The 12,040-nt window shown below is 39.6% G+C and carries 12 protein-coding genes; all 12 read right to left on the bottom strand.

Going from position 1 to position 12,040, the window contains the following annotated elements:
- Positions 1-22: 22 nt before the first annotated feature.
- On the bottom strand, positions 23-1,300 hold the full coding sequence (hisIE, locus tag G608_RS22750) for a bifunctional phosphoribosyl-AMP cyclohydrolase/phosphoribosyl-ATP diphosphatase HisIE (RefSeq protein WP_035794308.1): 1,278 nt from the start codon (positions 1,298-1,300) through the stop codon (positions 23-25).
- 25 nt (positions 1,301-1,325) lie between these two features.
- Entirely contained in the window at positions 1,326-1,913 is a 588-nt protein-coding gene (gene hisB, locus G608_RS0102135; protein ID WP_026494633.1) for an imidazoleglycerol-phosphate dehydratase HisB, read from the bottom strand.
- A gap of 46 nt (positions 1,914-1,959) precedes the next feature.
- The gene (gene hisD, locus G608_RS0102130) at positions 1,960-3,249 is read right to left on the bottom strand and encodes a histidinol dehydrogenase (RefSeq protein ID WP_026494632.1); all 1,290 of its coding nucleotides are present in this window, start codon (positions 3,247-3,249) and stop codon (positions 1,960-1,962) included.
- Positions 3,249-3,896 (bottom strand): ATP phosphoribosyltransferase, encoded by a 648-nt coding sequence (gene hisG, locus G608_RS0102125; protein ID WP_026494631.1) that lies wholly within the window; start codon positions 3,894-3,896, stop codon positions 3,249-3,251. The genes hisD and hisG overlap by 1 nt, the downstream gene beginning before the upstream one ends.
- A gap of 41 nt (positions 3,897-3,937) precedes the next feature.
- The gene (gene hisZ / locus G608_RS0102120; RefSeq protein WP_026494630.1) at positions 3,938-5,047 is read right to left on the bottom strand and encodes an ATP phosphoribosyltransferase regulatory subunit; all 1,110 of its coding nucleotides are present in this window, start codon (positions 5,045-5,047) and stop codon (positions 3,938-3,940) included.
- Positions 5,048-5,135: 88 nt separating this feature from the next.
- Entirely contained in the window at positions 5,136-5,669 is a 534-nt protein-coding gene (locus tag G608_RS0102115) for a Holliday junction resolvase RecU (RefSeq protein ID WP_026494629.1), read from the bottom strand.
- A complete protein-coding gene (locus G608_RS0102110; RefSeq protein ID WP_026494628.1) occupies positions 5,642-6,760 on the bottom strand; it encodes an RluA family pseudouridine synthase in 1,119 nt (372 codons plus the stop codon). Before G608_RS0102110 ends, G608_RS0102115 begins: the two co-directional genes overlap by 28 nt.
- Positions 6,761-6,821: 61 nt before the next feature.
- A complete protein-coding gene (locus G608_RS0102105) occupies positions 6,822-7,436 on the bottom strand; it encodes a hypothetical protein (protein WP_026494627.1) in 615 nt (204 codons plus the stop codon).
- An 8-nt stretch (positions 7,437-7,444) separates the two neighbouring features.
- Positions 7,445-8,179 carry a pseudouridine synthase gene (locus G608_RS0102100; RefSeq protein WP_035794305.1) on the bottom strand — a complete coding sequence of 245 codons (735 nt, stop codon included), beginning with the start codon at positions 8,177-8,179 and terminating at the stop codon, positions 7,445-7,447.
- Positions 8,180-8,249: 70 nt separating this feature from the next.
- Positions 8,250-8,903, bottom strand: coding sequence for an HrpE/YscL family type III secretion apparatus protein (locus G608_RS0102095; protein ID WP_026494625.1), 654 nt, complete (start codon positions 8,901-8,903; stop codon positions 8,250-8,252).
- Positions 8,887-9,414: a pantetheine-phosphate adenylyltransferase gene (gene coaD, locus G608_RS0102090; RefSeq protein ID WP_026494624.1), complete on the bottom strand. Its 528-nt coding sequence runs from the start codon at positions 9,412-9,414 to the stop codon at positions 8,887-8,889. Before coaD ends, G608_RS0102095 begins: the two co-directional genes overlap by 17 nt.
- 11 nt (positions 9,415-9,425) lie before the next feature.
- Positions 9,426-12,023 carry an Ig-like domain-containing protein gene (locus G608_RS0102085; protein WP_026494623.1) on the bottom strand — a complete coding sequence of 866 codons (2,598 nt, stop codon included), beginning with the start codon at positions 12,021-12,023 and terminating at the stop codon, positions 9,426-9,428.
- Positions 12,024-12,040 lie beyond the last annotated feature (17 nt).

Here is a 12,040-nt window from a genome sequence, read left to right as displayed (position 1 = left end):
ATAATTCTATTATTAAGAAAAATCATCTCCTGGCCAGTTCGTCGGTAATCTCCTCCCAGGAAATATTTTTCTCTGACATAAGTACCATCATATGATACAAAAAATCTGCCATTTCGTAAACGAGTTCATTAGAATTTGTATTTTTTGCGGCGATAACCATTTCGGTACTCTCTTCGCCAACTTTTTTAAGTATCTTATCAAGGCCCTTTTCGTAAAGATAGTTAGTATAAGAACCTTCCCTCGGATTAACCTTTCTGTCTCTTATAACTTCAAATACGCTGTCAAGAACTCTCTGAGGATTTTTCTCTGAATAGTTTCTTGAAGCGATTTCATTGAAGAAGCAAGAATAGCTGCCTGTATGACAAGCTGCCCCAACCTGCTTAACCTTTGCAAGGATAGTATCAAGATCGCAGTCTGCAGTAAGCTTTTTTACATACTGGAAGTGACCGCTGGTCTCACCCTTAAGCCAAAGCTCGTTCCTGCTTCTGCTAAAATAGGTCATTTTTCCGCAATCAATGGTCTTATAGAAGGATTCCTCATTAAAATAAGCAACCATCAAAACAGCATCTGTTCTGTAATCCTGTACGACAACCGGAACCATTCCGTCGGAATTCTTTTTAAGATCTTCCCACTTGATCTGCGGAATCATTCTGTTAACAGCCAGGTCATTATCAGCGCAGAACTTTTTCATACCTCGGATCTCAGCTGAATTCTTGTTGATACCTTCCCCTGTAAGTCCTGCTGTATTTGCACCTGACATAAGTTCAAGCATCTTATCAAGTGAGATGTCAGGCACACTGAAAATGGTAGGCATATTAAGAACAGGTGCCTGCTTTATCTGAGAGCTGTTAAGAAGAATAAGCTCATCGGCATATTTTTCTATGTTCTCTGTATTCTCAGTGATTTTATCAGTTTCTGTATAACAGATTGCAATCTTATCTTTTCCGAATTTTTCAGATACTTCCTGAAGAATTTCGATATTGCCCTGTTTTGAAAAATTGAGGCATGCCTTTTTACAGCCGGCGTAAAGAAGTTTCTTAATATCCTCCATACGCTTTACATTTCCTGCTCCGTATACAGTTGTTCCCACATTTGCACAGATGTCCTTGATGATATCAAGGGATTCTTCGTGCTCTGCATCGCCCTCCGACAAGTCGAAAATAATTATGGCATCGCAGTCGTCGTTATCATACTGTTCAGCAAGAGCAAGTGGTGTCTGCTCAAGTACTTCATCCTGTTCAAAGCCTTTAACGGCATTTCCTTTTTTCAGATAAATGCAGGGTATAAATCTTTTAAGCATTGTATTCTCCCGGTAAATTTTGTATTTATAATGTGCCCTTTGTACTGAGGACACCTGTAATTCTCTCATCAATTAAAGTCGCTTCATCAAGAGCCTTGGCAAAAGCCTTAAACATAGCTTCAATCTTGTGATGGTCATTGATTCCTGTAATAACACGAAGGTGAAGATTCATCATAGCTCCGTAGGAAACAGCGTAAAAGAACTCACGGACAAGCTGTGTATCAAAGCCGCCTACCATAGGTGTTTCGAAATCAGCATCCATAACAAAATATGGTCTTCCGCAAAGGTCAATTGCAGCAAGTACAAGAGTCTCATCCATTGGAAGAATTCTCTGACCATAGCGCTTTATATTGCTCTTATCACCAAGTGCCTGAGCGATAGCCTGACCAAGAACGATTCCTGTATCTTCAACTGAGTGGTGTCCATCAACATAAAGATCACCGTCAACATTTACGGTCAAATCAAATAGACCGTGTCTTGCAAATGCGCTAAGCATGTGATCAAAGAATCCAATGCCTGTATTTATCTCCGATTTTCCTGTTCCGTCAAGCTCAAGCTCTACGGTAATGTCTGTTTCACCGGTCTTTCTTGTGACCACCGCACTTCTGCTCATAAGTAATCTCCTTAAAATTTTATTTTCTTCATGCTATATAAAAATCTTATTCGAATCTTACTGCAATTGAATTAGCGTGAGCTGTAAGACCTTCGTTTTTGGCAAAAAGCTCGATATCCTCATGTACTGCCTTGAGACCTTCTTCTGAGTAAGCAATTATGCTTGTCTTCTTAATGAAGTCATCTACTGACAGAGGTGAGAAAAATCTTGCTGTCTGATTGGTAGGAAGGATGTGGTTGGGACCTGCAAAATAATCTCCAAGAGGCTCTGAAGAATATGCTCCAAGGAAAATAGCTCCTGCGTGCTTAATCTTAGGCATAACCTCAAAGGGATTCTTTGTAAGGATCTCGAGGTGCTCTGATGCTACGGCATTTGCTGCATCTATCACATCATCCATATTGTCTGCTACAAAAATATAACCGTAATTATCAAGAGATTTCTTTATGATCTCGGATCTTTCAAGTGTCTGAAGAAAACCGTCGATCTCCTCTGAAACCTTATTTGCCAGCTCCATGCTTGTTGTAATAAGTATAGCACTTGCCATCTCATCGTGCTCAGCCTGAGATAAAAGATCTGCAGCAACATATCTGGGATTTGAGGTTTCATCTGCAAGTACAAGTATCTCTGAAGGTCCGGCAATTGAATCGATTGATACATATCCAAAGCAGGCCTTCTTCGCAAGAGCAACAAATATGTTGCCGGGACCTGTAATTTTATCTACCTTGGGAACTGACTCCGTACCAAAGCTCATTGCAGCTATAGCCTGCGCACCGCCAACCTTATAAACCTCTGTTACACCTGCAATATCTGCAGCAACCAGAGTTCCGGGATTAACCTTTCCGTCAGCTCCGGGAGGTGTGCACATAACAATTCTCTCAACTCCTGCAACCTTGGCAGGAACAACGTTCATTAGAACACTTGAAGGATATGCGGCCTTTCCACCGGGAACATAGACCCCTGAGATTTCAATAGGATAGATTCTCTGTCCCAGAATAGATCCGTCAGCCTTTGTGTCAATAAAGCTTGTTCTCTTCTGTTTTTCGTGGAAGGCTCTGATATTCTCGGCACTTTTTTTCATGACCTCAATAAAAGTAGAATCAAGTGCCTCATAAGCTTCTTTAATCTCAGCTTCCGTTACCTTTATGGTTTCCTTTGAAAGTGCGAATTTATCGAACTTCAAGGTATATTCAAATAAAGCTTCATCTTTTCTTGTTCTTACATTTTCAATGATGTCGGCAACGATTTTCTCGTATTCGCCGTAATTTGAAGGACTCCTTTGCAGCAGCTTATCAAGAAGTTCGCCCTTGGTGTTTTCATTAAGTTCTACAATACGCATTACAAATTCTCCTTCATGTCATTTATTAGCTTCTGAATTCTTGCCGACTCCATCTGCATGCTTACCTGGTTTACTATAACCCTTGCAGATAATGGGCATATTTCCTCAAGAACCGTAAGTCCGTTCTCTCTAAGGGTGCTGCCGGTTTCAACTATATCTACAATAACATCCGATAGATTAACGATGGGACCAAGCTCCACAGATCCGTTCAGCTTTATGATGTCTACTGTCTGATTTTTCCTGTTATAAAAATAATCTCTTGCTATATTGGGATACTTGCTGGCTACACGAATCATCTCATGATGATTTAAAAGCTCTCTTGCAGATTCCGGTCCGCAGACACACATTCTGCATTTGCCAAAGCCAAGGTCCAGAACCTCATAGACGCTTCTGTTCTCTTCCATTATTGTATCCTTACCGACAATACCGATGTCAGCGGCGCCGTGCTCTACATAAGTAGGCACATCAGGGCCCTTTGCAAGGAAAAACTTAAGCTTTAACTCTTCGTTTGTAAAAATCAGCTTTCTTGTGCTTTTATCTGTAACCTCTTCGCAGTGAATACCGCATTTTTCAAGAAGCTCCATTGTGTTATTTACTAGTCTGCCCTTTCCAAGAGCAAACGTTAAATATCTATCCTGTTTATTCATGAAAATATCCTTTTCAACTGTTGCTGTGTAAGTAGTTACGATTATTTCTTTGATAAAATTACTTTCTTCCCACTTTCGCGGAGCTTTTGAGCTTCTGCAAGAGTTTCTTCAAAAACATCATCCGTAAAGCTGAGAACAACTACACCGTCCTCATGCTCCAGTTTAATATTCTGGGAATAAAGCGCTTTCATCAGGTCGTCAACGTTGATCATGAAACCTATAGCCGGTGCGCTTTTTCCAAATCCCTCAAGAAGATTGTCATAGCGTCCGCCCTTGGCAATGGCATCGCCAACACCATAGGTATAGGCATGGAACATAACACCTGTGTAATAATTAAATTTACTTAGCATTCCTAAGTCAAAGGATATATATTTTTCTATTTTGTAGCTGCAAAGAACCTTATAAAGAGCCTGAAGTCTTTTTATTGAATTCTGCGAACGCTCATTTGCCACAATACTTCCGGCTTTTTCCAAAACAGAAGCATCACCGATACAAGTAGAAACGCTCTTTATAAGCTGTCTGTATTTATCACTGATGTTGTTCTCTTCCATAATAAGATCAGCAGCAAAGGTATTTCTGTTAGTTATCTGCTCTCTGATCTCTGCCTCAGTCTCAGCGCTGATTCCGGCTTCCTCGCATATACCGTTATAGTAATCTGCATCGCCTATGCTTATCTGAAAATCAGTTAGGCCAACAGACTGCAGTGATTCAACGAGAAGCGCGATCATCTCGGCATCGGCATAGATACTGTCATCATTCATAAGCTCGGCGCCAATTTCATTGTTTTCCTTAAGCTTGCCCTGAAGTGAATGAGTATTTAAAAAGGTTTTGCCATCGTAACAAAATCTAACAGGCTTATTGTCTTCCAAAAAGTATTTGCTTACGCATCTTGCAACAGAAGGCGTAAAGTCAGGGCGAAGGACCATGGTATTTCCGTCCTTATCAAAGAACTTATATAGCTCTCTCGCACTGTTATTACTGATCTCTGTTGAATAGATATCAAAGAACTCAAAGGTAGGTGTATCAATATCCTCAAAACCGTAAGACTTCATCTTGGCATTTATAAGGCTCCTGATGAGTATTCTGTCACTGCATTCAAGTCCATATAAATCTCTTACGCCTTCAGGAGTGTGAAGTAATTTTCGATTCATAATAGTTCCCCTCGCACTTTACTATGGTAACGTGCTACCATGCTAATTTGTTAAACTTCACTCAGTTTATCGGAATATACTGCTTTTGTCAATCTCTATCTTCCAAGTCCTTTTGTAAAAGCTCAAGATATGGAATAAAAGCTGCCTGATCATCAGATATCATGTAGTCCATATCAAGCTCATCAAGTCTAAAGCTCTTTCGTCCGCCTGCTTTTGCCCTGTCCCAGAAAAGCTTAAGCTGCCTAAAGGGCAAATAATAATATATACCTCTTGCTGTGTAATAGATCAGGAAAAATGCCACACCATCCTGTTTTTCAAAATTGTCCATGAAAACAACCTGGTGCTCGTGTATGTTTTCCAATGTAAATGTATCGACTGCACATTCCTTCGCATCAAAACAGACAGGAATACCCTGCACTGCGCCGATGTAATCGACGGTACTTTTCTGGTCAAAGTACGCCAGGGTAATGTGTCTTGTTTCCTTATCGATGTTAATGGGTGTGATGGGCGTAGGAATTTTCTGAATAAGAGCAAGCCCTTCATTTAGATACTTTTCATTTGTTCTGTTAATCATTTCCTCAAGGGTTGATCCCCTTAAGCCTCTTGAGTTCCAGGTTGGCATGTTATTTCCTTTATTTTGATATATTCTGGTGAAAGGCCGGCCTCAAATATCTTTCCGGACAGGTTAGACAGTTCTCCGGAAAACTCAGGAAATTCAAGCCTCCCTGCATGAAGAAGCTGATACTTTAAACCTGCGTTATCTCTGAAAAACTTATTTATATTACTGTTACCGTATTTTGAATCACCTATTATCGGGTGACCTGTTGATGAAAGATGAGCCCTTATCTGATGAGGCTTTCCTGTAATCAGGCAAACTGAAAGCTCTGAAAAAATCATATTTTCAAGATCTGTATTAACATTCTTTCCGTCAGTCCCTTGAGGTTGAAGTTTCAAGTGCCTTAAAACCTCATAAGAAGTTTCGATTTTATCGGCATTTTTCAAGTTCTTTTCGTCTTTTTCATCAATAAGCCTAACTTTATTGTTTTTCTCATCCTTTATCAGATATCCTGATATATGAGCATTTTCAGTTATTTTTCCGGAAACAATAGTAGAATAATATTTATGAATGCTCCTGTCCTTAAGACCCTGAGCCATCCCCCTCGCACCCTGCAGTGATTTTGAACAAATAACAATACCTGAAGTATTCCTGTCCAGGCGGTTACAAACAGAAGGTCTGAAGGTTACCAGACTGTCCTTCCGGATACTTCCCTTTGCTAAAAGGTAACCGATAAGCCATTCGTTAAGGCTTAAATCCTTTGGCTCTGCCTTCTGAGAAAGGATTCCTGCGGGCTTATTAATCAAAAGTATATTTTCATCTTCGTAAATTATCTCAAGCTCGCCGAATCTTTTGTAAGCATTTTCATATTCTTTTAAAACTCCGGATAAGTCTTTAGGGCCGGCATCTGAAGAAGCATCTGATGCATTAGCAAATTTGTTTGCGAACTTATCAAAGGTTTCGTCAGAAAAGAAGACGCTTATAACATCACCCTTTTGCAGTAATTCCTTACCGCTTGCCTTCTTTTTGTTAAGAACAATATTCTTTTTTCTGAGCATCTTAAAAAGAAAGCCCATTGTTGTGCCTGTAAAGTACTGTGATAAAAATTTGTCCAGCCTTTTGCCGGCTTCGTTGTCATTTATTTTAATTTCTCTCATCTAATTACCGTAATTAAATTATCAATTTTACAATTGCATATCAAAATTAAATAATACGATATTACAAGGATATTGAAAGTAATACATGTGCACAGGTTTCTACCGTACCCGGAACCCATGCGTCTTCTATAGCCTGAGGATCAATGTTTTTTGATGCTCTTATCTGTTCTAGCTGATCAAGTCTTGCACAAAAGGCATCAAGATCCTTAAATACCTTTACTGTATATGAACTGTAACCACTCTGTGCTATCTGATTTCTGATATGCTTCTCACAGTCTATAACATCAAGTCCCTTTACCTCTGAGTAGCAGCAAACATTTTTATCAAGTACTGTAGCCGCAGATATACCATAATTTTCTTCATAACTAGTCATTTCAAGTTCATATCTGATAAGAAGACCGCCTCTGTGAGCTTCGATCTTTTCATAGGCTTCCTTAGAACAACGGTGAGCCCTCAAATACATAATCATATTGACTGCGCTTAAGCCTGCAGGGATGCAGCCAAGAGCCGCGATAATACTAAAAGCGCTTTTGTTTGTGTGATATATAAGAAGTCCAATAAGGAAAATAACAACACAGGCAAGAACCGAAATTGCAGTCCTTATTATGGCTGCCCTTGATGCTCCTTCAATATACCCAAATTCTCCCTTTGGTACTCTTCCTTTAAACAACTTCATGATCTTTATTACTTGTTCCTTTCATTATCAGTTTTACCAGACAAAAGCTTTAGTTCCTCGTCGGTCAGCTCTCTGTAATCTCCCGGCTCCAGTGTCTCATCCAAATAAAGGCCGCCCATCCTGATTCTCTTAAGGAAAACCACCTCGTTTCCTATAGCTGTGAGCATTCTCTTTACCTGATGAAATCTTCCTTCATGTAAAATTAAATGCAGGACTTCTTTACCGTCTCTATCTTCGATAAATGCTTTAGCGGGCATGGTTGGCTCTTCATCACCGATATCAAGTCCGCCTTCAAGCTTAGTAATATCCTCTTCCGTAACTTTATTCCTTGTCAGAACCTCATATTCTTTTTCAACATGCTTTTTTGGTGAGAGCAGCATGTGGGAAAGCTTACCATCATTTGTAATAAGCAAAAAGCCTTCTGTATCTTTATCCAGTCTTCCAACAGGAGCAAGATCTTTATCAAAGCCAGTATCTATAAGATCAATTACTGTAGTATCATGCTTATCTGTGGTTGCGGATACAACGCCCTGTGGCTTATTTAAAAGATAATATCTATACTTGGCATAGCCTTCAGTGAGATTCGTATTGTCAAAAATGATTTCATTTTTTTCGGGATCAACAGAAAACTCAGGTCTCTTGGCAACTTCGCCATCTACCCTGACCATTCCGTTTTTTATATATTCCTTAATTTGCTTTCGTGTACCGATTCCGGCATCACTTAAAAATTTATCAAGTCTCATCAAAATACCTTTTATAAAATCTATGAGCCGCCGTAATACTAAATTACGGCAGCTCAAAAATTACATAATATTAAATCAGATCAAGATTGAGATCACTATCGTTTATAGGAGGTATTGTTCCTGTCTGTGGTGTAACCTCATTTATCTGTGCTCCGCTTCCCTTGGATACATTAACAGAGTCAACGCTCGGTGGTACAAGTTCTGCTCTGTTTGACTTAATAGTCTCACTGTAGTTCGTAAGGGAACTGAGCAAAGCTGAATTCGTTCTGTTTGTAGTATCAATTGCAGAGTTAATGATTTTCTCAACATCAGCAAGGAGCTGATCAGTATAAGCAACGGCAGCTGCCTTCATCTGATTAGCCTCATCTGTGGATTTTGTAAGTATTTCCTCAGCCTGTCTTGCAGCCTGATTAATAACCTGATTAGCCTGAGCATAGGCCTGCTGCATAATCTCATGCTCGTTGATAAGCTCGTTTGTCTGAGCTGTAGCCTTATCTATAAGATCCTTTGCCTTTTTTCTTGCATCATCAAGGATAGCTTCTTTATTACTGATTATTGTCTGATATCTCTTGATCTCATCGGGAGTTTTGCTTCTAAGCTCTCGAAGAAGTTCATCAATCTCTTCTTTGTTAACTACAATATTGGTCTTAGAAAGTGGCTGATACTTGCAGTTTTCAATGAAAGTTTCGATTTCGTCGATACATTGTTCAATTCTGCTGCTCATTCTGATTTCCCCCATTATTGTTTTTGGCTTCATAGCCATATTTTCTATATACCATCTCTGCGACACTAGGTGTTACGCAGTGACTGATATCCCCATGAAAACTGGCAAATTCTCGTACAGTAGAACTGCTTAAGTAAGCATATTCAAGGCTGGTCGTAAGAAATACTGTATCAACCTCTCCCTTTGAAAAGGTCTTATTTGTCTGCGCGATCTGAAGCTCGTACTCAAAATCCGTGATAGCACGAAGGCCTCTGATTATAATATGAATATTATTCTCTTTGCAGTAGTCAATAAGTAACCCTTCATAGGACTCTACTTCTACATTGCCAAGATCAGAAACCGCTTCTTTAATCATATTAACACGTTCATCTGCTGAAAACAACGGACTCTTGGCGGTGTTCACGCTTACTAAAACCACCATTTTATCAAACATTGCCGATGCTCTTTTGATGACATCCAGATGACCCAGTGTAATCGGATCAAAGCTGCCGGGATATACTGCTTTTTTCATTTAAAAACCTCTTAATTAACTATAACTTTGCATTTAGCTTTCTTTTTGCCGTCTTTAGTCGTAACGGTAATTGTACATTTACCCTTTTTATATGCATAAACAACACCGTTTGCATCAACTGAAGCAACACTCTTTTTGCTGCTCTTGTATGTAACAGCCTTGTTATAGGCTTTAGCAGGCTTAACCTTAGCATAAAGCTGCGCTACCTGTCCTGCCTGCAATACAAGCTTTTTAGTATTAAGCTTTACTGATTTTACCTTTGTAGGTGCCTTAACGGTAACCTTAACCTTGACCTTAAGTCCATTATTTGACTTAACGGTAATAACGCATTTTCCAAGATTTTTTCCCTTAACAACACCCTTCTTAGTTACAGAAGCAATTCTGCTGTTACTGGATGAAAATTTAAGCTTACCGCTTGCGCCTTCAGGCCAGATAGAAGCATTGAGGCTTGAACTGTAACCCTTATAGACAGTGAGCTTCTTTGTAACTACCTGGATATCCTTACCCAGGCCACCAACAACGGTTACTCTGCAAACAGCCTTTTTGCCGCCTACACTTGATGTAGCAAATATCTCGCAAACGCCATAACCAACACCTCTTACAGTACCGTTGGCATCAACAGTAGCCACATTGTAATCTGAAGAATTCCATTTAACCAGCTGAGGTGAAGAAGCAGGTGTTACGGAAGCTGTAAGTGTAAAGCTTCCTCCCACGCTTATGGTCGCACTTGTCTGACTGAGATTAACGCTTGTTGCTTTAACAGGTGACGGATAATATGTAGCGTAATCATAGTAATTAACAGGATAAATATTAATGAAATCACTTGTTAAATATGCTCCATATCTCTGGTGCAAAGTATCAAAGCCACAAGCTGTTCCTCTAAGGAACCATTCCCAATCATCTACGTTTTTACCCTTATCATAGGATTCATCTGCGCCCCAGGTTGAGTCCACATAATAGAAATAATCACCGATCTGAACAATATTCCATCCGTGAGGACCGGCACTTGAACCGGATCCGCCCAAACCTGCAACAAGTCTTGCATCTATTCCCATTGAAAGGCATATTCTGTAAAAAAGAAGGGAATAGCCTTCACATACAGTATGCTTTGAAATAGCTGCTGAATGACATGAATAACGGTAATATGAATTGTTATACTTAGCGTCATTATCGCCATTATGGTCATAGGTAACATTGTTTATCAGATATCTGTAAAGCTTAGTTACCTTATCATAGTCAGAGCCACTGTTAAACTGCTTTACGAGCTTGTTTACGGCAGCTGTAGTCTCAACCTCCTGAGCTGCAGTCTGAGTAAACGCAAATCTGATTGAAAAAGTACCATACGTACACTTATTTGCATAAGCTGTAGCATCCGCAGTACCGGTTCCATAATAAGCCCATCTTACGTAGTCACCTTCGTTGGGTACACCGGTATGCTCTACAGCAATATCAAGCACATTCTGCAGAATAACATCTTTGTTGTAATTACCCGGAAGCTTAAGATTAAGGGTAATATAATCCTGCCTGTTTTTAATAGCAGCCCTTACAGCTTCACCCATTGTCTGGAATGATGTATGAATTCCCGGATCCGCCATAAGTGTTTTAATGTTTTCGGTACAATCAATATCACTGGAAAGATAGCTGATTTCATCTACATCTATCTTATCCTCGTATACTGAATTGACTGTTGCTACAGGTTCTGAAATATCAAAGTTAAGAACAACAGCAACATCATATACCGAAAAGCTTTCTGCATCATAAGAAACAACAGTATCCTCGTTATTGCCCTCTGTTGTAAGTTCTGTATCAGCTTCTACTTCACTTACCTGCTCTGCATCGTCAATATGGAAAACCTGAATAGATGTATCTTTATCCTCGTTTTTCTCAGCAAGCTCATCATCAAGAGTTATCACAACGGACACATTTCCGTTAGGTTCAATTTCAACTCCATCAAACCAGAGACTGATATCAAAGGATGCTGAATCATAAACAACAGCATTATCAGGAAGAGCATCATTTACAAGCTCGTCGGTATCCTTAGCTTCATTGCCTTTAAGTCTCTCAATTTTTACTTCTGTTCCATCGGGAACAACATCCTTTTCAGCAGAAAGCTTTATAATATAGCCTTCAAAATCTGTTGAAAATTCGAATTTATCGGAAGCTTCTTCACCTTTAGCCTCTTCAGCTGTTGTATCATCAGCAGCTTTTGTGCTTTCATCAGAAGCTGCTTCATTTTCTGCATTATCTGCTGTTTCAGCATCTGTTCCTTCGGTAGCTTCTGCATTAGCATCTTCTGTTGCATCAGTGTTTTCTGAATCAGAAGAATCAGATGCACCTTCATCAGATGTATCATCAGTTGTGCTGCCGACTTCTTCGTTTGATGAAGCTTCGGATGAAGAATTATCAATATCTGTTTCAGCAGCCTCTTCCTTCTGAGAAGATGTGCCATCCTCTGAATCGACTGCAATACCTTCATCAGAAACCACGTCTGTTACTGATGTTTCAAGACCTGATGCTTTAACTGTCGAAGCAGATGTTATCATTGTGTTTCCTGCAACAGCCAAAGCCAGAGCAAGAGCAAGACCTTTGTTCAAATTACTTCTTTTCATAAACCCTCAAAAAACTT

This window comes from Butyrivibrio sp. WCD3002 (assembly GCF_000424265.1).
Taxonomy (GTDB): Bacteria; Bacillota; Clostridia; order Lachnospirales; family Lachnospiraceae; genus Butyrivibrio.
This window is presented reverse-complemented; position numbering and strand designations above follow the sequence as displayed.